This window comes from Nocardia xishanensis NBRC 101358 (assembly GCF_001613365.1).
In the GTDB taxonomy this organism is placed as follows: Bacteria; Actinomycetota; Actinomycetes; order Mycobacteriales; family Mycobacteriaceae; genus Nocardia; species Nocardia xishanensis.
In genome coordinates, this window is sequence record NZ_BDCF01000006.1 from 228,287 (window position 1) to 249,368 (window position 21,082).

General features: G+C 69.1%; 19 protein-coding genes. 13 read left to right on the forward strand and 6 right to left on the reverse strand.

The window, feature by feature from the left end:
• Positions 1-79 precede the first annotated feature (79 nt).
• A complete protein-coding gene (locus NX1_RS36035; RefSeq protein ID WP_157119575.1) occupies positions 80-235 on the forward strand; it encodes a hypothetical protein in 156 nt (51 codons plus the stop codon).
• A gap of 7 nt (positions 236-242) precedes the next feature.
• A complete protein-coding gene (locus NX1_RS07490) occupies positions 243-1,601 on the forward strand; it encodes a dipeptidase (protein ID WP_068055840.1) in 1,359 nt (452 codons plus the stop codon).
• Between the two features lie 72 nt (positions 1,602-1,673).
• Here the strand turns inward: NX1_RS07490 and NX1_RS07495 are convergent, their stop codons facing one another.
• A complete protein-coding gene (locus tag NX1_RS07495; RefSeq protein WP_068055843.1) occupies positions 1,674-2,318 on the reverse strand; it encodes an MBL fold metallo-hydrolase in 645 nt (214 codons plus the stop codon).
• 113 nt (positions 2,319-2,431) lie between these two features.
• Between NX1_RS07495 and purS the strand changes: the two genes are divergently transcribed.
• On the forward strand, positions 2,432-2,668 hold the full coding sequence (gene purS, locus NX1_RS07500) for a phosphoribosylformylglycinamidine synthase subunit PurS (protein WP_067841963.1): 237 nt from the start codon (positions 2,432-2,434) through the stop codon (positions 2,666-2,668).
• Entirely contained in the window at positions 2,665-3,342 is a 678-nt protein-coding gene (gene purQ / locus NX1_RS07505; protein ID WP_068055846.1) for a phosphoribosylformylglycinamidine synthase subunit PurQ, read from the forward strand. Before purS ends, purQ begins: the two co-directional genes overlap by 4 nt.
• 61 nt (positions 3,343-3,403) lie before the next feature.
• Here purQ and NX1_RS07510 read toward each other — a convergent pair whose 3' ends face one another.
• Complete coding sequence (locus NX1_RS07510) at positions 3,404-4,480, reverse strand: substrate-binding domain-containing protein (protein ID WP_068055849.1); 1,077 nt, start codon at positions 4,478-4,480, stop codon at positions 3,404-3,406.
• A gap of 53 nt (positions 4,481-4,533) precedes the next feature.
• On the opposite strand from NX1_RS07510, the gene NX1_RS07515 reads away from it, so the two are divergent.
• Complete coding sequence (locus NX1_RS07515) at positions 4,534-4,959, forward strand: MarR family winged helix-turn-helix transcriptional regulator (protein WP_068055852.1); 426 nt, start codon at positions 4,534-4,536, stop codon at positions 4,957-4,959.
• Between the two features lies 1 nt (position 4,960).
• On the opposite strand, the gene NX1_RS07520 is transcribed toward NX1_RS07515, so the two are convergent.
• A complete protein-coding gene (locus tag NX1_RS07520) occupies positions 4,961-6,034 on the reverse strand; it encodes an ABC transporter substrate-binding protein (RefSeq protein ID WP_068055998.1) in 1,074 nt (357 codons plus the stop codon).
• Positions 6,035-6,281: 247 nt separating this feature from the next.
• Here NX1_RS07520 and NX1_RS07525 point away from each other — a divergent pair, with 247 nt between their 5' ends.
• A complete protein-coding gene (locus tag NX1_RS07525; protein WP_068055855.1) occupies positions 6,282-7,568 on the forward strand; it encodes a M18 family aminopeptidase in 1,287 nt (428 codons plus the stop codon).
• A gap of 94 nt (positions 7,569-7,662) precedes the next feature.
• On the opposite strand, the gene NX1_RS07530 is transcribed toward NX1_RS07525, so the two are convergent.
• A complete protein-coding gene (locus NX1_RS07530; protein ID WP_245668371.1) occupies positions 7,663-8,994 on the reverse strand; it encodes a glycosyltransferase 87 family protein in 1,332 nt (443 codons plus the stop codon).
• Positions 8,995-9,394: 400 nt separating this feature from the next.
• Between NX1_RS07530 and purL the strand changes: the two genes are divergently transcribed.
• On the forward strand, positions 9,395-11,689 hold the full coding sequence (gene purL / locus NX1_RS07535) for a phosphoribosylformylglycinamidine synthase subunit PurL (protein ID WP_068055858.1): 2,295 nt from the start codon (positions 9,395-9,397) through the stop codon (positions 11,687-11,689).
• Between the two features lie 102 nt (positions 11,690-11,791).
• Here the strand turns inward: purL and NX1_RS07540 are convergent, their stop codons facing one another.
• A complete protein-coding gene (locus NX1_RS07540) occupies positions 11,792-12,079 on the reverse strand; it encodes a YiaA/YiaB family inner membrane protein (protein WP_068055861.1) in 288 nt (95 codons plus the stop codon).
• On the opposite strand from NX1_RS07540, the gene NX1_RS07545 reads away from it, so the two are divergent.
• The 4 genes from NX1_RS07545 (at position 12,078) to NX1_RS07560 (ending at position 15,574) form a co-directional block, all read left to right on the forward strand.
• Entirely contained in the window at positions 12,078-13,940 is a 1,863-nt protein-coding gene (locus NX1_RS07545) for an alpha/beta hydrolase (protein ID WP_084501165.1), read from the forward strand. The genes NX1_RS07540 and NX1_RS07545 overlap by 2 nt on opposite strands.
• Positions 13,937-14,563, forward strand: a complete 627-nt coding sequence (locus NX1_RS07550; RefSeq protein ID WP_068055866.1) for a CPBP family intramembrane glutamic endopeptidase — start codon at positions 13,937-13,939, stop codon at positions 14,561-14,563. The genes NX1_RS07545 and NX1_RS07550 overlap by 4 nt, the downstream gene beginning before the upstream one ends.
• A gap of 71 nt (positions 14,564-14,634) precedes the next feature.
• Positions 14,635-15,057, forward strand: a complete 423-nt coding sequence (locus NX1_RS07555) for a PPOX class F420-dependent oxidoreductase (protein WP_068055870.1) — start codon at positions 14,635-14,637, stop codon at positions 15,055-15,057.
• Between the two features lie 97 nt (positions 15,058-15,154).
• A complete protein-coding gene (locus NX1_RS07560) occupies positions 15,155-15,574 on the forward strand; it encodes a sterol carrier family protein (protein ID WP_068055873.1) in 420 nt (139 codons plus the stop codon).
• A gap of 66 nt (positions 15,575-15,640) precedes the next feature.
• Here the strand turns inward: NX1_RS07560 and NX1_RS07565 are convergent, their stop codons facing one another.
• Positions 15,641-16,984, reverse strand: coding sequence for a YhgE/Pip domain-containing protein (locus NX1_RS07565; protein WP_307650144.1), 1,344 nt, complete (start codon positions 16,982-16,984; stop codon positions 15,641-15,643).
• Positions 16,985-17,126: 142 nt separating this feature from the next.
• On the opposite strand from NX1_RS07565, the gene purF reads away from it, so the two are divergent.
• Positions 17,127-18,707 carry an amidophosphoribosyltransferase gene (gene purF, locus NX1_RS07570; RefSeq protein ID WP_068055876.1) on the forward strand — a complete coding sequence of 527 codons (1,581 nt, stop codon included), beginning with the start codon at positions 17,127-17,129 and terminating at the stop codon, positions 18,705-18,707.
• A 716-nt stretch (positions 18,708-19,423) separates the two neighbouring features.
• A complete protein-coding gene (locus NX1_RS07575) occupies positions 19,424-21,040 on the forward strand; it encodes an ABC transporter substrate-binding protein (RefSeq protein ID WP_068056007.1) in 1,617 nt (538 codons plus the stop codon).
• Positions 21,041-21,082: the final 42 nt, after the last annotated feature.

Sequence of the window (21,082 nt, forward strand, 5' to 3'; positions counted from 1 at the left end):
ACGGATCGGTTGACGACCTCATTCTGCAACGAACGGGTTGTACAAGCGGGTACTTCGAGATGTCGAAGGCCGGAGATCCGTGCCGGCACGTATCGGCGCGCCCGGCCCCGGCATCCGGCCGGTGAGCGGCGGGCGCGATACGGTGTTCGCCGTCGAATCGGCCAGCGCCGTGCGGACCGGCTCGGCACTCGCCTCGACGAGGTGTGAATTCGAGCTGGACGACACGACGAAGTGAGCTGCCCATGACTTCCGACGATCCGCATACCGCCGTTCTGCGCTCGCGCGTCGCGGGGCTGATGGTGCAGGCCGAACGCGATCTGGCCCAACTGGTTTCGTACAAGTCGGTGGCAGACCCGAGGCAGTTCCCCGCGGAGGAGTGCGAGCGCGCCGCGCAGTGGGTGGCCGACGCGTTCGCCGCGGTCGGGCTGACGAGGGTGGGGTTGCACGAGACGGCGGACGGCAGCAAGGCCGTCATCGCCTCGCGGCCCGCGCCTCCCGGCGCGCCGACGGTACTGCTCTACTGCCACTACGACGTGCAGCCGCCGCTGGACGAGGCGGCCTGGCGCACGCCGGTCTGGGAGCTGACCGAGAAGGACGGCCGCTGGTACGGGCGCGGCGCGGCGGACTGCAAGGGCAACATCGTGATGCACCTGACTGCGTTGCGCGCCATTCGATCCGAGCTCCCCGTCGGTGTCACGCTGGTCGCCGAGGGCTCGGAGGAGCAGGGCACCGGCGGGCTGGAGAAGTTCGTCGTCGACAACCCGGAACTGCTGCGCGCCGACGCCATCCTGATCGGCGACTGCGGCAACTTCGCGGGCGGCGTGCCAACCTTCACCGAGACGCTGCGCGGCAATGTGAACGTACTGGTCACGGTGGAAACCCTTGCCGGGCCGCTGCATTCGGGCATGTTCGGCGGAGCGGCGCCGGACGCGCTCGCCGCGCTGATCCACGTGCTCGCCACGTTGCGCGACGCCGACGGCAACACCACCGTGGCCGGGCTGGACAATCGGCAGACCTGGGACGGCGTGCAATACGATCCCGACCGTTTCCGCATCGACGCCGGTGTGCTCGGCGGCGTGGATCTGGCGGGCGACGGCACGGTCGCCGAAATGCTTTGGGCCCGGCCAACTCTCACCGTGCTCGCGATCGACGCGCCGCGGGTGGTCGGCTCCTCCGCGGCGATCCAGCCCGCGGCGCGCGCCCGGCTGAACCTGCGCATTCCGCCTGGCATCGCGCCGAAGGAGGCGCACCGCGCGCTGGTCGCCCACCTGGAGGCGAACACTCCGCTGCACGCCAAGCTCACCATCGAGCTGGAAGGCTTGGGAGCGCCGTTCCGCTCGGCGATCGGCGGCCCCGCCCGCGCCGCCATGGACGCGGCACTGGCCGCCTCCTACGGCAGGCCCAGCACCACCCAGGGCCAGGGCGGTTCGATCCCCCTTTGCAACGTCTTCGCCGACACCTATCCCGACGCGGAGATCATGCTGATCGGCGTCGAGGAGCCGAAATGCCTGATCCACGCCCCCAACGAAAGCGTCGACCCCTCCGAGATCCAGCACATGGCCCTCGCCGAAGCACTCTTCCTCACCACCTATCGACGCTGAGCTCGCAGAGACTCCACACGCTTCGCAGAGGTCGCAGGACATGCGAAGCGCGTGGAAGGTCTGCGAACGACGTCAGAAGTCGCGCTGGTTCTCCGGTTCGAGCACGGTGAATTCCGTTCCTTCCGGGCCCATTTCGGCGAGTCTGCCGAAGTAGATGCCGCGTGCCTCGGGCTGGATGATGCCGAAGTGGATGGGAAGGGCCGTGCGCGGGGCGACGGCGCGCAGGTAGTCGACGGCCTCGCTGATCCGCATCCACGGCGCCGCCGCGGGGATGGCCAGCACGCCGACCTGCACCGGCGGGACCCAGAGCGAGTCGCCGGGGTGCACGAGCTGGGCGGGGTCATCGGTGGTGCCGAGCTGGAAGACGGTGTTGTCGATGACCGGGATTTCCGGGTGGATCACCGCGTGCCTGCCGCCGCCGCCGGTGATTTGCAGGTCGCCGAGCCGCAGCACGTTGCCCGCGCGCACGGCCTCCCACCGCTCGCCGCGCTGGGCCGCGGTCTGCGGGTCCGACAGCAGGCGGGCGTTCGGGTTGGCCTCGATCAAGGCGTCGATGCGGTTCGGGTCGATGTGATCGGGGTGCTGGTGGGTGATCGCGATGGCGTCCAGGCCGGTGATGCCCTCGAAACCGTGCGAAAAGGTGCCCGGATCGAAGAGCACTTTCGTGCCGTGCAGCTCGACGAGGATGCAAGAGTGGCCGAAATGGGCTATGCGCATCCCGCCATGCTATTGGCACGGCGCCGATTTTCACCCGACCCCGCAGGTAGCTCGCGCAACCGGAACAACTACGCTGCTCAGGTAACCCCCGCACACCACCTGAGGAGCAACGCGTGGCACGAGTCGTGGTCGAGGTGATGCCGAAGGCCGAAATCCTGGATCCGCAGGGGCAGGCCATTGTCGGCGCGCTCCCGCGCCTGGGATTCGCCGGGATCGCTGATGTGCGGCAGGGCAAGCGATTCGAGCTCGACGTGGACGACAGCGTCAGTGACGCCGAGCTCGAGCAGATCGCCGAAGGCCTGCTCGCCAACACCGTGATCGAGGAGTGGAAGGTGGTTCGCCTCCCATGACGGCGCGCATCGGGGTCATCACGTTTCCCGGCACGCTCGACGACGTCGACGCCGTGCGTGCGGTGCGTCTCGCCGGCGCCGAGGCGGTCACCCTGTGGCACGCCGACGCCGACCTGAAGGAGGTCGACGCGGTGGTCGTGCCCGGCGGCTTCTCCTACGGCGACTACCTGCGCGCCGGTGCCATCGCCCGGTTCGCGCCGGTGATGGGAAAGGTCGTGCAGGCCGCGGGCAAGGGCATGCCGGTGCTCGGCATCTGCAACGGTTTCCAGGTGCTGTGCGAGGCCGGGCTGCTGCCCGGCGCGCTGACCCGCAACGAGGGCCTGCACTTCGTCTGCCGTGACGAATGGCTGACCGTCGAGTCGGTGTCCACCGCGTGGACCTCCCGCTACGAGCCGGGCGCGCAGATCTTGGTCCCGCTCAAGTCGGGTGAGGGCCGCTACCAGGCCTCGGCCGACGTGCTCGACGAGCTGGAGGGCGAGGGCCGGGTGGTCTTCCGCTACTCGGGCGACAACCCGAACGGCTCGCAGCGCGGTATCGCGGGCATCGCATCGGCCAACGGCCGGGTGGTCGGTCTGATGCCGCACCCCGAGCATGCCACCGAGCCGCTGACCGGCCCGAGCGACGACGGTCTCGGACTGTTCCTCTCGGTGCTGGACACGCTGGTCTCGGCCTGACGCAACGCTTCGGCCCGAGCCGACCCGCTTCGAAAGCCGGGTCGGCTCGGGCCTTTTCGTTTCACCAGACGCGGTCGATGAGCTGGAATTCGACGCCTTCGGCCCGCGCCAGATAACCGGGCTGGATCGCCTGGTTGCCGAGGAATCCCCGCGGGCCGCCCGGCGTCTGAAAACGCACGCCGGCGGCCAGCGCGCCCTGCAAGCTCGGTACGTCCAGCGAGCCGACGGTCTCGGCCAGGCCGCGCAGGGCGTGGATGGCCTCGTAGGTGGCGTTGCTGAAGGTGGTGAGCGCGGGCGCGAAGCTGCCGTGCAATCGCCGGTAACGGGCCTTGCGGTCCAAGCCGTCGGCGAGCTTGTCGTTCAGGAAGAAGCTGGACGGTACGTAGAGGTTGTGGTTCGCCTTGGCGCCGGCCGCCAGCAGCACGTTCTCGTCGGCGGCCGGGCTGACCCGCACCTGGTCGGCGGACCGGCCCGTGGCGCAGAACTGACGATTGAAACGCGCGACGTCCGCGCCGACCATCAGGATGATGACGCCATCGGCGCGGTCCAGATGGGGATGGGTGAGGAAGTCGACGAAGCTCGGCGTGCCGAGCGGGACGTATCGCTCCAGCACGACGGCGCCCGGGTCGAACAGGCTGCGCCGCACCGCTTTCGCCGTCTCGCGCGGCCAGATGTAGTCGTTGCCGATGATGGCCCAGCGGCGCACGCCGAGTTCCCTGCCGAGCCAGCGCACGGCGGCCACGGTGTGACCCGCCGGATGCTCCCCGACCAGCAGCACTCCGGGCAGCTCGTCGGGCAGGCCTTCGTGGCTGACCGCGAACAGATAGGGGACCCGCCCGTCGTTCGCTTTGGCCACCGCCCTGCGCACCGCCGAGGTATGCCAGCCGGTGATGGCGTGCACCATGCCGGTGGCGAGCAGGGCGGCCACCTCGGTGGCCACCTCGCCCGGCGGCCTGCCGCCATCGATATTCGTGGTACGAATTTCGCGTCCCAGAATTCCGGAGCCACGGTTGATTTCGGATGCCGCGAGCGAAATGGCGGCATCGCATGACGGCGCGAAGATCCCGCCAGGTCCCTGCATGGGAACGATGTTCAGGATCTCTATTACGCCGTCTGGGCACTCGCCGACCGCTGACATTCGGTACTCTTCTTCTGGTTCGAGCGAAATTCAAAAGCAGGCGGGGAAAATCAATGACGACCATTCTAAGCGGATATGGCACGCTGCATGGGGCGCTGCGTGCCGCCGAGCGCCGTTGGCTACGTCACCTCGATGCGGCTCTGAGCGCGCGGCAGCTTTCGCCGGATCAGTGGTCGATGCTGTGCAACCTGTCGACCGAAAACGGCATCACCATGAGCGAATTGGCCAACCGTTCGCAATTGGCGCCGTCGTCGGCCACCAGGCACGCCGACTGCCTCGCCGAGCGCGGCCTGATCTTCCGGGTGGCCGCGGAGGAGGATCGGCGGCGCATCCTGATCGGGTTGAGCAGGCTGGGAGCCGAGTTGGTCGCGTCGGTGCGCGCCGAGGAGGAGATCGCCGAGCGGCAGCTGCAGGCCAAGATCGGCGCGCGGCGCTACGCCGAGCTGAAGCGGGTGCTCGAGCTGGTGGCCGAGGCCTGAGTCACACCACGGTGAGCGTCTCGAAGTCGACGCCCGCCGCACGCGCCACGAAGGTCGGTCGCACGACCTGATCGCCGCGAAAGGTGAACGCGCCGGAGGGCCCTTCGAGTACCGCGCGGTCCGCCAGCGCGCCGTGGATGCGCGCCGTCTCGAAGGAGCCAGCTGCGTCGACCGCGGTGCGCAGCGCGTGCAGGGAGTGGTAGACGCCGTTGGCGAATCGGCTGAAGGCGGGGGCGAATCCGTGGTGCAGCCGCAGGTATCGGTCCAGCAGGTCGCGATCCTCGGCGCTGCGCCGGTCGGGGATCGTGCCGGAGGGCACGTAGATATTGCCGTTCGCGTCGGGTCCGCCTGCGAGCAGGACGTTCTCGTCGATGGTCGGGCCGGTGCGGAACTGCCGGTCGGCGCGTCCCGCCGCGGTGAACGCCCGGTTGAATCGGGCGGCGTCGGCGCCGAGGAGCAGCAGGATCACTCCATCGACCGTGTCCAGTCGCGGGTCGTCGAGCACCGCGCCGAAATCCGCTGCGCCCAACGGCACGAAGTATTCGGCGACCACCGTGTGCCGCGGTGCGAGGATCTCGCGCAGTGCCGGCGCGATACGACGGGACCACAGGTAGTCGTTGGCGACCACCGCCCAGCGCCGGGCGCCGAACTCCCGATGGAGCCAATCCACCGCGACTATCGTCTGGATGCCTGGGTGCTCGCCGATCATGAAAACGCCAGGCTCTTCGGCGGCGAGCCCGTCGTGGCCGACGCCGAACAGGCACGGCGCGCGACCGGCCGCGGCACGCATGATGCCGGAGCGATTCTCCGGCATCGGGATTCCGGTGACGGCGTGCACCATGCCGGTCGCCAGCAGAGCCGACACCTCGTCGTACACGCGCTGTGGAGGGCCGCCGCCGTCGATCGTGGTGATACACACCTCGCGGCCGAGAATTCCGGTCCCGCTGTTGATTTCGGCCGTGGCCAGATTCGCGGCCGCGACACAGGACGGTCCGATGATGGCGCCCGCGCCGTGCAACGGTGCGATGTTGACGATCTCGACGACATCGTGGTGCCGCCCGCTCGACAATGTCATGCGAACCCCGTTCTGCACGCGAGATTTGCTGGATGTTCTCGTTCGCCGCGTCGCGAGCCAGTCTAGCGGCGTTTCGCGCATTCTCGTTTTGGCGCGTTGCCGGGATTACCGCAGGGCTACAGCGGTATTACCACTGCCGCAAATTGTCCGATAAGTCCGAAATCGGAACAAGTTGCCGCACGGCGCGCCCAGTGCCGCACACCGCGGGACCGTGACCGGCGCGACGGCGGCTCTCTAGGATCGGTCCATGCCCGTTTCCACCACCGCCGCCACGGCCGAGGGCCTGTGCGCGTTCATCGATGACTCGCCCTCGCCGTTCCACGTGGTCCGCACGGTCGCGCGGGAGCTGGAAGCACACGGCTTCACCCGCCTCGAGGAGGCGGCGGCATGGCCCGACGAGTCGATCGGACGCCGCTACGTGGTGCGCGGCGGTTCGCTGGTCGCCTGGGCGGGGACCGGCAATGCCGCGGCGCCGTTCCGCGTCGTCGGCGCGCACACCGACAGCCCCAACCTGCGGGTGAAGCAGCACCCGGATCTGGCGTCCGCTGGGTGGCAGCTGGTCGGGCTCGAACCGTACGGCGGCGCGTGGCTGAACTCGTGGCTGGACCGCGAGCTCGGCATTTCCGGCAGGCTGACCGTTCGCGACGGAAACTCGCTGCGCGAGCAATTGATTCGCATCGATGAGCCGATCCTGCGGGTGCCGCAGCTGGCCATTCACCTCTCCGAGGACCGGCGCGGCGTCACGCTCGACCCGCAGCGGCACGTGAACGCGGTGTGGGGCGTCGGCGAGGCGCCGCGCTCGTTTCTCGCCTTCGTCGCCGAGAGCGTCGAGGTGGACCCGGCCGCGGTGCTCGGCTGGGAGCTGATGACCCACGTGCTCGCGCCGAGCGGCCTGGTCGGCCGGGACGGCGACCTGGTGAGCGCACCCCGGCTGGACAACCAGGGCACCTGCTACGCCGGGCTGCGCGCGTTCCTGGCCGCCGTCGACGATCCGGGGGCTGCGGCGCCGGTCCTGGCCATGTTCGATCACGAGGAGGTCGGCAGCCAGTCCGACCGCGGCGCCCAGTCCGATCTGCTGCCCGCCGTGCTGGAGCGGATCGTGCTCGCGCGCGGCGGCGGCCGCGCCGAATACCTAGCGGCGCTGGCCGGTTCGATCTGCGCGTCCGGCGACATGGCGCACGCGACCCACCCGAACTACCCGGAGCGGCACGAGCCCGCCCACCGCATCGAGATCAACGGCGGGCCGGTGCTCAAGGTCAACCAGAACCTGCGCTACGCCACAGACGCCACCGGCGCGGGCGCGTTCGCCCTGGCATGCGACCAGGCGGCCGTCCCATTGCAGCGCTACGTCCACCGCGCCGACCTGCCCTGCGGCTCGACCATCGGCCCCATGACGGCGGCCCGCACCGGCATGCCAACGGTCGACGTCGGCGCGCCCCAGCTGGCGATGCACTCGGCCCGAGAGCTGATGGGCGCGAACGACGTTCCGGCCTACGCGGCGGCGCTGGCGGCGTTCCTCACGCCGGTGGAGTAGGGCGCGCGGCCGCCCGCCGCGTGCGCCACGGTGTGAACGGCTGCCCGGATCGGCGCGCCTTGGCGGGCGGTGCGCTCGGCTCGTTCGACGTGGATCAGGATGTGACCGGGGCGGGTTCGGGCGAGGGTTGCGGGACGGGGCGGTAGGTGGCGACGGCGACGACGAAGACGGTGAACGTCGCGAGGACGTAGCTGCTGCCGATGATCTGCTGCCACCAGTCCCAGTCGAGTTCGCGGTCTTTCGAATGCGGCAGCAGCCAGTGCGGACCGATGAGGAACAGAACGGTGAAGCCGACGACCGTCGCGACGAACAACCGTCCGCGTCGGGTTCGCGCGCGGCCCTCGCGAACTCGCACCATGGCGTCGGCGGCCACGACGAGCGCGGGCGCGACCCAGACCCAGTGGTGCGACCACGAGACCGGCGAGACCAGCAGCACCGCGGCGGCATTGACCAGCAGCGCCGCCACCGTGGCCCCCGCCTCGATGAGCCGCTGCATCCAGACCGCGGCCAGCGCGATCGCCACCAGCGAGAGCGTGATCCAGATCAGCGTGGCCGCCGAATCGGAGACGCCGAGCCGGAAGGCCATGCCCTTGATCGATTGATTGCCCGCGAAATAGGGCGGGCCGATGCGGCCGGTATCGGCCAGCGTGCGGAACCAGTACTCCATCGAATCGCGCGGGAACAGCAGGAATCCGAGGCCGACCGCACCGATCGCCGACACCACCAGCGTGCCCGCCGCCTTCCAGTCCTTGCGCAGCAGGAAGTACAGCAGGTAGCCCGCGGGAATCAGCTTGACCGATACCGCGATTCCAATGAGCATGCCGCGCGGCCAGAACGGCTTGCGCGCCAGGCAGTCCAGCGCGATGGCGGCCATCAGCACCAGATTGATCTGGCCGAAGCCGTAGGTCTGGCGCACCGGCTCGAGGAAGCCCGCCGCCGCGACGGCGGCGATCACCAAGGGCAGCACGGTCAGCCGGTCGAGTTCGGGCCGGATCCTGGCCAGTACCAACCACAGCGTGATCCCGAGGGCGGTGATCGAGGTGGCGAGTACGAGCACCTCGGCCAACACCAGCGGCATCAGCGCGAGTGGCGCGAAGAACAGCGCGGCCAGCGGGGGATAGGTGAACGGAAGGCCGATGCCGAACACCGGCGGCATCGGGCCGTACAGCTCGCCGCCGTCCAGCCACACCCGCGCGCCGTTGCGATAGACCTGGAGATCGATGTACCCGTTCCACCAGTGGACGAGCAGCGAGACCAGCGCCGAGATCAGGAACAACCCGAACGCGGCGGCCAGCCAGCGCATCTGATCGGAGGACATCGGTGAACGCGGCGCCGAGCCGGTTGTGGCATCGGCGACGCCGGGGCGCGCATCCTCCGTGGCAGCCTGCTGCTCGGCCGAATTCGCGACCCCCGATCGTTCACTCACCCCGACAGCGTATCGGGGCGTATCGGCGCTCTCCGGTCGCCCCGGACGCCGCAACCCGCGAGGGCCGCCCGCCGATCTCGCCCGCTGACAGGGGAATCGGCGGCTCGGGCCGGGACAGGCACCGGTCTCGGGCAACGACTCAGCGACCATGATCGAGACCACAGTCGGATCGGGTCGCCGCACGGCCTCGCCGTCGGCAATCCGCGCCCGAGCCCCTCACCTGCCGACCCGTGCCACCCGCCCTCTAGACTGAGTGCCAGGCATCTCGCCGCAACCCAGTGACAATGCCCGTCGCTGCACCGCGCGCGTCCGCCCACCTTGCCGACATCCGTGTCTACCCACCCGCCGGCTCCGCCGGCTAGCCGACCCCAAGGCCCGGCCGAAAGGACCCTGGTACTCCGTGACTCCGCAGGTCGACACCGTCAGTGCAGCCGCAGCAACCCCCGATGTGGCGCAACCGTACAAAGAGCTGGGTCTCAAGGACGACGAGTACGCCCGCATCAAGGAGATCCTCGGCCGTCGGCCCACCGACGCCGAGCTGGCGATGTACTCGGTGATGTGGAGCGAGCACTGCTCCTACAAGTCCTCCAAGGTGCACCTGCGCTACTTCGGCCAGACCACCACCGACGAGATGCGCGAGTCCATGCTCGCAGGCATCGGCGAGAACGCGGGCGTGGTCGACGTGGGCGACGGCTGGGCGGTCACCTTCAAGGTGGAGAGCCACAACCACCCCTCCTACGTCGAGCCGTACCAGGGCGCGGCCACCGGCGTCGGCGGCATCGTGCGCGACATCATGGCGATGGGCGCCCGCCCGATCGCGGTGATGGACCAGCTGCGCTTCGGCGCGGCGGACGCGGCCGACACCCGGCGCGTTGTCGACGGCGTGGTCCGCGGCGTCGGCGGCTACGGCAACTCGCTCGGCCTGCCCAACGTCGGCGGCGAGACCGTCTTCGACGCCTCCTACCAGGGCAACCCGCTGGTCAACGCGCTGTGCGCAGGCGTGATGCGGGTAGAGGACCTGCACCTGGCCTTCGCCTCCGGTACCGGCAACAAGATCATCCTTTTCGGCGCGCGCACCGGCCTCGACGGCATCGGCGGCGTGTCCGTGCTCGCCTCGGACACCTTCTCCGGTGACGAGTCCGGCGCGGGCCGCAAGAAGCTGCCGAGCGTCCAGGTCGGCGACCCGTTCACCGAGAAGGTGCTCATCGAGTGCTGTCTCGAGCTGTACGCGGCCAAGCTGGTCGTCGGCATCCAGGACCTCGGCGGCGCCGGGCTTTCCTGCGCGACCTCCGAACTCGCGGCCGCGGGCGACGGCGGCATGCGCATCGACCTGACCAAGGTGCCGCTGCGCGCGGCCAACATGACGCCCGCGGAGATCCTCTCCAGCGAATCCCAGGAGCGCATGTGCGCCGTGGTCACCCCCGAGAACGTCGAGGCGTTCATGGCGGTCTGCCACAAGTGGGACGTGCTCGCCACCGTCATCGGTGAGGTCACCGACGGCGACCGCCTCGTGGTCACCTGGCACGGCGAGACCGTGGTGGACGTGCCGCCGCGCACCGTCGCGCACGAGGGCCCGGTGTACGAGCGCCCGGTGCAGCGCCCGGACTACCAGGACGCGCTGATCGCCGACACCCCGGACCAGCTGTCGCGTCCCAAGACCGCGGACGAGCTGCGCGCGACCCTGCTTCAGATGATCTCCAGCCCCCAGCTGTGCAGCCGCAAGTGGATCACCGAGCAGTACGACCGCTACGTGCGCGGCAACACGGTGCTCGCCGAGCACGCCGACGCGGGCGTCATCCGGATCGACGAAGAGACCGGCCGCGGCATCGCGCTGGCCACCGACGCCTCCGGCCGCTACACCAAGCTCGACCCGTACACCGGTGCGCAGCTCGCGCTCGCCGAGGCCTACCGCAACGTCGCCACCACCGGCGCGACCCCGAAGGCCGTCACCAACTGCCTCAACTTCGGTTCGCCGGAGGACCCCGGCGTGATGTGGCAGTTCCAGCAGGCCGTGCGCGGTCTCGCGGACGGCTGTGTGGCGCTCGGCATTCCGGTCACCGGCGGCAACGTCAGCTTCTACAACCAGACCGGCCAGGACGCCATCCTGCCGACGCCGGTCGTCGGCGTGCTCGGCGTCATCGACGACGTGCACCGGCGCATCCCGACCGGCCTCGGCCTCGAGCCGGGCGAGACGCTGATCCTGCTCGGCGAGACCCGTGACGAGTTCGGCGGCTCCATCTGGTCGCAGGTCGCCCACGATCACCTCGGTGGCGAGCCGCCCAAGGTCGACTTCGCCCGCGAGCAGCTGCTCGCCGAGGTGCTGACCGCAGGCTCGCGTGACGGCATGATCAGTGCCGCCCACGACCTGTCCGAGGGCGGCCTCGCGCAGGCCGTGATCGAGGCCGCACTGGCGGGCGAGACCGGTTGCCGCATCCTGCTTCCCGAGGGCGCTGACCCGTTCGTCACGCTGTTCTCCGAATCGGCGGGCCGGGTGCTCGTCGCGGTGCCGCGCTCGGAGGAGACCCGGTTCACCAAGATGTGCGACGCGCGCGAGCTGCCGTGGGTGCGCATCGGCGTCGTCGACCAGGGCTCGGATTCCGTCGAGGTGCAGGGACAGTTCTCGGTCACCATGGCGGAGTTGCGCGAAGCCTACGAGGGCACGCTGCCGAAGCTGTTCGGAGCCAGCGCGATCTGACCCCCGCGGGAGGCCGGGGACGGCCACCGCTGACGCCCACCTGAGGCTGGCCCGGACCCCTCGTTGCCGGGTCCGCCTCAGGTGGGCGTCGTCTGTCGCACGTCAGGGGTTCTTGAACGGATCGTGTTCGGCCATCAGCTTTTCCATCCGCGCCGCGTCGATACGGCTGGTGGTGGTGCTTGCCTCGTGCTGGTCGCGTACCACCTTGGCCAGGGTGAAGGTGCTGGTCACCAGGAACAGCACGGTCATCCCCAGGAAGCCGCGCTGCCAGACGTCCAGCGGAAGGTAGAAGATGCCGACGCCCGCCCCGAACAAGCTGATGCCGAACGCGATCGCGGCCTGCGCGACGTAGGCCGACGTGGCTTTCGGCGCTGCGTTAGGTGTGCTCATGGGTATCGAGTCTGCTCGGCGGGCGGCCCGCGCGACCGCGTACAACTACTCGAGCGTGGTGGGTAGTTGCCGCGCGCTGGCGCGGGCAACGCGCACCGCCGTCGGTGCCGACAGCCATACTGTTCGAGTGCTCGAGAAGGCCGGCCCCCTGACGAAGCTGCGTACCCGCGGCATCGTCGTGGTGCGGCGCGCCGAGGACATCATCGACCTGAACTACGTCGGGCTGATCCTCGCCACCATCTTCTTCGCGCTGTCGGTGACTCCATCGCTGGTACCGAGGGACTGGCTGTTCCAAGGCCTGATCTCGGGCGTCAACGCGGCGATCGGCTACGGCCTCGGGTGCATGCTCGAGTGGCTGTTCCGGATCTGGGTGCGGCCGCGACTGAACATTCCTGGGCCGCCGACCCGGGTGCGGTACGCGCTGAAGTCCGCCGTGCTCATCTCCTCCGCGGTGTCGGCCGCGCTGATGCTGGTGCAGTCGGCCCGCTGGCAGCGCGAGATCACCGCGCTGATGGGCATGGAGGGCACGACGACCCCGGCCTATCTGCGCACCGGGCTGTTGAGCGTGGCGGTGGGCGTCGCGGTGGTCGCCGTCTATCGGACCGTGCGCGAGATCATCCTGTTCCTGGCCAGGCAGCTCAACCGATGGGTCAGGGTGCCGCGCGAGCTGGCGCCCACGGCGGGTGCGCTGGTGCTCGTGGTGCTCGTCGTGACGCTGTTCAACGGCGTGGCCACCCAGGCCTTCTTCGCGGTCGCCAACTCGGCCTTCAGCGTGCGCAACGACTACACCTCGGCCAACGCGGTGCAGCCGCAGCAACCCGAGCGCTCGGGGAGCCCGGCATCGCTGGCGAAATGGGACACGCTGGGCTTCGAAGGACGCTGGTTCGTCTCGCACGGACCGGCGGCGAGCCGCATCGCGGCCGTCACCGGGCAGCCTGCCCGGGAACCGATCCGGGTCTATGTCGGGCTGGAGTCGACCGACGGCGAGGCGGACCAGAACGCGCTCGCGGTGCAGGAACTGGAACGCACCGGAGCCTTCGACCGCAAGGCGCTCGTCGTGGTCACCACCACGGGCACCGGCTGGGTCAATTCGATGGCGGCAGGCGCCATCGAGTACATGTACGGCGGCGATACCGCCATCGTCGCGACCCAGTACTCGTATCTGCCCAGTGTGCTGTCGTTCCTCGCGGACCGGGGCAAGGCGGCCACGGCGGGCAAGGAGCTCTTCGACGCGGTGCACGAGCATTGGTCGGCGCGTCCGACGCAGTCGCGGCCGAAGCTGCTCGTGTACGGCGAGAGCCTCGGCTCACAGGGGTCGGAGGCCGCGTTCGACGGGCTCGCCGATCTGCGCGCCAAGGTGGACGGCGCGCTGTGGGTCGGGCCGCCGAACTCGAACCGCCTGTGGCAGCAGTTCGTGGAGCGACGCGACCCGGGGTCGAGGGAGGTCGAGCCGGTGTACGCCGACGGCCTGGTGGTCCGTTTCGCCGACGATGCGGGTGATCTCGCGCGTCCCGCCACCGAGTGGCGGGCGCCGCGCATCGCCTACCTCATGCACCCCTCGGATCCGATCGTCTGGTGGTCGCCGGATCTGATCTTCTCCCAACCGGATTGGCTCTCGGAGCCGCGTGGCGCCGACGTCTCCTCGCAGATGCGCTGGGCGCCGTTCGTCACCTTCTGGCAGGTCGCCGCGGATCTCACCAACGCACAGGGCGTTTCGGACGGGCACGGGCACCGCTACGGCAGCCTGGTGCTCGACGGCTGGGCCGCCATCGCGGCGCCGCCGGGCTGGAACGATCAACTGGCGGAGCGGATTCGGTTCCAGCTGGAGGCGGCTGAGGAATTCGAGCGGGAGACCAAGTGAGTCTCGCGAAGGCGCTGGCGGGCACCGGCCTCGCGCTGCTGTGGAGCAATCGGGTGCTGCCCGGCCTCGGCCTCGATCAGCGCGGACGCACTGCGGCCAACGCGTGCTTCGCCACCGGGTACGGGCTCGCGTTCGGCGGACGATCCCACTGGTGGTCGGGTCGTGGGCTGGCGGTCGGCGCGTCCGCCGGAGCGCTCGTTCTCGCCGGTTACGGTGCGGCCGTGTCCATTCCGGCGCTACGCGACATACTGCGCGACGTCGCTCCGGCGGGACAGGAGGTCTCGGACCTCGAATGGGTCGCCGTGCACATCCCGATCGGCACGGTCTACAGCGAGGAGCTGATCTTCCGTTCCACGCTGGAACCATTGCTGGACGACATCTTCGGCGCGCGCCTCGGCGCTCTGTTCGGCGCCGCCGCGTTCGGTCTGTGGCACATCCATCCGGCCCGCACGGGCGGGCAGCCCATCGGCCCGACGGTCCTGGCCACCGCCGCGGGCGGCGCGGTCCTCGGCTTGCTGCGCAGGAAGACCGGCAGCACAACGGCCCCCGCGCTGCTGCACTGGGCGATGAACGCGGGCGGCGTGATCGCGACCCGCCTCGCGATCCCCGAGCCTATTCCGTAGTCCCCGAATCCGCCGCGCGTCCGCACGGTGAATTCGGGAATGAATGGGGTGGGTTGGTGTTGGATCGACACGTGAAACTCGACGACGCCGCGCGCGCACTGATCGGATCCGGTGCCGACGCCACTCTGGTCACGCTCAATCCCGACGGCAGCCCGCAGGTGAGCCTGGTCTGGGTCGCGCTGCGATCGACTCCCGAGGGCGACGAGCTCGTCACCGCGCACCTCGGCGAGTACAAGAAGGTCCGCAACGTGCGGCGTGACGGCCGCGTCGCGCTCACCATCGTCTCCAGGGAACGCGGCGAGATCATGACGCCGTACCTGACGGTCACCGGCACGGCCCGCATCGTCGAGGGCGGTGCGCCGGAACTGCTGAAGGAACTCGCGCGGACCATGGCCGCACCCGGCGTGCCCTTCCCGCCCGAGGGCGCGCCGGAAGGATTCCTCACCCGCGTCCGGATCGAGAAGGTCGGCGGCATCGGTCCCTGGGCTTCCTGAGCCGACCCGCTGCGGACTTCGACGACGCCTCGGTGATGGTGCCCGCGACGGAATCGTCGCGCGCGAGCTGTCGGCGTCGATCGGTAATCTCGGCGCTGTGGTACGACGAGCGACGGGCGCCGGGGGACGGCGAGCGACGGTGGACCCGGCGGAGACTCGGTCGGCGGTCGCCGCGGTGAGCGCTTGGCTGCGCGACGAGACCGCCGTCGCGCCCGCGCGCACCGAGCTGGCGGCGGCCGTCCGGACGACGGTGCGCACGCTGGCCGCCAACGCGCCGGGTCATTCCGTCGAGGTGCGAGTCCCGCCGTTCGTCGCGGTGCAGTGCATCGAGGGCCCGCGCCACACCCGCGGCACCCCGCCCAATGTCGTGGAGACCGATCCGCGCACCTGGCTGCTGCTCGCTACCGGCCTGCTCGACTTCGAGACCGCCCGGAATTCCGGCACGCTCACGGCGTCCGGAAGCAGAGCTCCTGAGGTGGCGCACTGGCTGCCCATCCTGCGACCCGCAGCCGAGTAGGACCGCGGCCGGAAAAGGTTCGCCGACCAGGCGGCCGGGCGCTGACTCGGCTTCGCGCTCGGACGATTACCGGGCGACCGCCGCCGAGGTGCCGCGGTGCAGGCCCTTGCGGTCGTAGTAGCGGGTGATGACCGTCCCGAGGACGAGCCCGACGACCAAGCCGACCAGCGCCATGAAGACGCCCCGCCCCAACCCCGTCGTCCAGTTGGCGTCGAAGTACAGGATCGACCGGATGGCGACGTATACCTGGTGCATCGGCTCGAAATGGGCCAGCCAGCCGAAGTACTTGGGCGTCGCCTCGATCGGGACCGTGCCGCCGGAGGAGGGCAGGCCGAGCACGACGAACAGGATCAGGTTCACCAGCAGACCCGCCGAGCCGATGGCCGCGAGGATCGCAAGGCCCGTGAAGCCGACCGCGATGATCGCGAACGCGCCGTAGAGGAACAGCGGAAGCGGGTCGTCGACGGGCATGCCGAGTCCCTTGGCCACCAGCAGATAGATCAGCGAGACGACGTTCGCCATGAGGATCATCACGCCCCACTTGATGAGCAGGGTCTTGAACCGGGAGATCGGCGTCGGCGGGAAGTGGACGTACCACGGGCCGTACTCGGTCGGGATGAAGCCGAGGGCGGCGTCCACCATGGTGTGAATGGTCATGGAGCCGATCAGTCCCGCGAGCAGCAGCAACAGCGCGTAGAAGAACGCGGTCAGTCCCTGTCCGGTGTGGCCGGGCAGCGGGTGGTACTGCTCGACGATCAGCTGTATCGGACTGGCCAGCGCGATTCGGGTCGCTCCGCTGAGTTCCGGCGCCTGCCCGCCCTCCGGCGGCGCGAGCTGGGCCTGCACCTGCCGGGTCAGCTGCTCGCCGACCTGCTTGTTCACCTGTGGGAACGCCTCGTCGCCGATGCGGATGACGATCGAGGAGGCGTACGCGCCCATCCGCGGGTTGGTCTGCAACGTGATGATCGGCTGTTCGATGTCGCCGGGGACCACGCTGCCGACGCCGAGGATGCCGAGTCGCTTGCTGAAGTCGCTCGGGATGATGATCGCGCCGTAGACCTTGCCGGACTGCAACTGCCGGTCGGCCTCGGTGATGCCGAGGACCCGCAGATCGATCTGGTCGGCGGGCACCGACTTGCTCAGCCCGTCGGCGACTTGCGCGCCGAAATTCACCCGCTGTTGTTGACCCGGCGCGCCCATCGTCTCGCCCACGTCCTGGTTGACCAGCGCGATGGGGAAGTCGTGCAGATTCTGCTCCGGATCGATGACGTAATCCAGGTACATGATGCCGAGCAGGGTCGTCAGCAGTGTGAGCACCACCACGGGGGAGGCCACCATCCGCAGTAGCGAGCGACGGTCGAGCCGCCGAGCGTTCGTATCGGTACCGCTGGTGCTGTCGGTGGTCGCCACGAATGGAAGGTACCGCCGTCGCCCCGGGATTTCCGGTGATCGACACAGGTATTGCTACCGGGATGCGGTGGCCGTGATCCGCCGCCAACTTTCACCCGTAGAATGACTGTTGCCCCCAGCCCGCCCGAACAGGGAGCAAACGGTGACCAACGCCGAAGTATCGGTCGACAACCTCGCAGCCACCCCCGATGAGGACGAGAACGAACCGCGCGAGGAGTGTGGTGTCTTCGGTGTCTGGGCGCCGAGCGAGGACGTGGCCAAGCTCACGTATTACGGACTCTATGCATTGCAACACCGCGGCCAGGAGGCGGCGGGCATCGCGGTATCGGACGGTCAGCAGATCTTGGTCTTCAAGGACCTCGGGCTGGTCTCTCAGGTGTTCGACGAGCAGACGCTGGCCGCCATGCCGGGCCACATCGCAGTCGGCCACTGTCGCTACTCCACCACCGGCGGTGTGACCTGGGAGAACGCGCAGCCGATCTTCCGCACCACCGCGGTCGGTTCCGGACTCGCGCTGGGACACAACGGCAATCTCGTCAACACCGCCGAATTGGCAAGCCGCGCACGGGAACTCGGGCTGATCGGCAATCCGGTCTCCGGTGGCCGCCCGCAGCCGGTCGGCGCGACCTCCGACTCCGACGTGATGACCGCGCTGCTGGCCCACGCCGCCGCGGACTCCAGCATCGAGCAGGCGGCCATGAAGCTGCTGCCCACGCTGAAGGGCGCCTTCTGCCTGACCTTCATGGACGAGCACACCCTCTACGCCGCGCGCGACCCGCATGGCGTGCGTCCGCTCTGCCTCGGCAGGCTCGAGCGTGGCTGGGTCGTTGCCAGCGAGACGGCGGCGCTGGACATCGTCGGCGCGGCCTTCGTCCGTGAGATCGAACCGGGCGAACTGCTGGCGATCGACGCCGAGGGCGTGCGTTCGATGCGCTTCGCCAACCCCGAGCCCAAGGGCTGCGTCTTCGAATACGTGTACCTGGCCAGGCCCGACTCCACTATCGCGGGCCGTTCGGTGCACGCGACCCGTGTCGAGATCGGCCGCAGGCTGGCCAAGGAGCACCCGGTCGAGGCCGACCTGGTGATCCCGGTGCCGGAATCGGGCACCCCGGCCGCGGTCGGCTACGCGCAGGGTTCTGGTGTGCCCTACGGGCAGGGCCTGATGAAGAACGCCTACGTCGGCCGCACCTTCATCCAGCCGAGCCAGACCATTCGCCAGCTCGGCATCCGGCTCAAGCTGAACCCGCTGCGCGAGGTGATCCGCGGCAAGCGGCTGATCGTGGTGGACGACTCGATCGTGCGCGGCAACACCCAGCGCGCCCTGGTGCGCATGCTGCGCGAGGCGGGCGCGGTGGAGATCCACGTGCGGATCGCCTCGCCGCCGGTGAAGTGGCCCTGCTTCTACGGCATCGACTTCGCCTCGCGCGCGGAGCTCATCGCCAACGGCGCGGGCGCCGACGACAGCTACGACGACATGGTCGAGAACGTGCGCCGTTCGATCGGCGCCGACAGCCTCGGCTACATCTCCACCGAGGGCATGATCGCCGCGACCGAGCAGCCGCGCACCCGGCTGTGCAGCGCGTGCTTCGACGGCAGCTACCCGATCCCGCTTCCCCAGGAGGCCTCGATCGGCAAGAACCTGCTCGAAGGCATGCTGACCGGTCAGCCGGAGTCGGTGCTGCTCGGCGACAACGCGAACGCGAGTGCGCTGAGCAGGCCCTGAGGCGGGTTCGGCGCGGAAGGTGGTCGGCGGAGCCGCCGCGTGGTGTTCGGCTCCGTTTCGGTGGGACAGCGGTGAAGACCGGTTCGCGGTCCACCGTCGGGATGTCCATCCGCGTCGGCTGGTCGCAGACGTAGCGGACGTACCGCCGGGCGTCGTTCTTTCGCACCTGCGGCGTTCGGCTCGCATAGAGGTAGCCGGCGGCAGCGCGACCGACCTGAGCCCACCGAGAAGCGTTCCCTCGGCTGCGATCCGGAGTTGCGACGGCAGCGATGACGTCAGCGGACACGGGTGTGACGGCGGCGAAGTTCTGCGCGAGCCCGCTGTAACGGCCTGCGGCCCACTCGGGCTCGGAGCGACGTAGTTCCAGTGCCCCCATGCCGCGGAGCGCAGCCGCGGATGTCCGATGCACTCGCTGGTTTGGCGAACATCCGAAATGGGTAGCGGCACAATGCTGTCCGCACTCGTGTCGTGGCCTGCTCGAGACGCGGTCACCTCGGTGTCCTCGCGTTTCTGGACGTTCGACCGGTCGTTGCCGGTGTTGCCGTGCACGACTCGCAACGGGCGGTGGCAGACCGGTGTTTTTCTTTTGAAAACGCAATGTGCCGGAAATGGTTCGTGGGTACGGTCGCCAGCTATATCGGAAGTTCACCGCGTCCGGACCGGGCCTGTGATCCAGGCATCGCGGTGCGGCGCGCTCGAAGAAGTGGGGCCGGATGATGAGGGTTTCGAGGACGCCGGGCGGGCGGAGACGAGCGAAAGGCATTGCGGCGGTGGCGCTCGCGGCGCTGGTGGCGTCGGTGCTCGCGGGCTGCGGATCCGGGCGGACGGGAGACGGCGGCGACGGCGCCGGGTTGATCGTCGGCACCACGGACAAGATCTTCTCGCTCGATCCGGCCGCCGCCTACGACAACGGATCACTGGTCGCCGAGACGCAGATCTATCAGTACCTACTGAATTTCGCGCCCGGCGACCCGACCCCGAGACCCGACGCGGCCGAGAAGTGCGAGTTCACCACGCCGACCGTCTACACCTGTACATTGCAGGCCGGGCTGAAGTTCGCCAACGGAAATCCGTTGACCGCCAAGAGCGTCAAGTTCTCCTTCGACCGCATGCTCGGCATCAACGATCCGAACGGTCCCGCCTCGCTGCTGGGCAATCTGGAGAAGACCGATGTGGTCGACGACCGCACCGTCGCTTTCACGCTGAAGGTCCCCAACGATCAGACCTTCCCGGCGATCCTGCCCACCCAGGCGGGGCCGATCGTGGACGAGCAGGTCTTCCCGGCCGACAAGGTGATGGCCGACGAGGACGTGGTGCGCGCCAAGGGTTACTCCGGCCCGTACACGATCACCAGTTACGACAAGAACAAACTGGTCGAGTACCAGGCGAATCCGGATTACCGCGGCATTCTCGGCGCCCCGAAGACCCCGCGGATCTCGGCGAAGTACTACGCCACCACCGACAACCTGAAGCTGGACCTGCAAAGCGGCGCGATCGACGCGGGCTATCGCTCGCTGACGCCCACCGACATCGAGGGCCTGCGCGGCTCCGACAAGGTCAAGGTGCTGGACGGTCCCGGCGGTGAGTTGCGCTACATCGTCTTCAACATGAACACCATGCCGGGCGGTACGCCGGAGCAGAAGCTGGCGGTCCGCAAGGCGGTCGCGTCGTCGCTGGATCGGGCCTCGCTGGCGCGCGACGTATACAAGGACACCTATCTCCCGGCGTATTCATCCGTGCCGCAGGGCATTCCGGGCGCGGCCGAGCCGTTCAAGGAAATCTACGGCGCGGGCCCGAACAAGGACGCGGCCGCGAAATTCCTCGCAGACGCGGGCATCGCGACACCGGTGGAGCTCGAGCTCCAGTACAACCCCGACCACTACGGCTCCAGCAGCACCGAGGAATACAAAGCGATCAAGGCGCAGCTGGACGGCACCGGCTTGTTCCGCGTGAACCTTCAGTCCACGGAATGGGTCAGCTACCAACGCGAACGGGCGCGCGACGCGTACCCGCTCTACCAGTTCGGCTGGTTCCCCGACTTCCCGGACCCCGACAACTACCTCTCGCCGTTCTTCGGCCCCAACAACTTCCTCCAGTCGCACTTCGAGAATCCCGGCATCACCGCGCAGCTGGTCGGTGAGGCGACCCAGCCGGACCGAGATCGCAGGCTCCAGCAGATCCAGCAGGTGCAGCGCGATCTGGCGCAGAACTTCCTGCCGATAGTTCCGCTGTTGTCCGGCAAGCAGATCGGCGTCGCGGCCAACGGCGTGCAAGGGATGGAACAGACGCTGGATCTGTCGTTCAAGTTCCGCTACACGGTGCTGAGCAAGTGACATCGGAGGGGACCGGGCCCGCGGCGATCGCGCCGCGGGCCC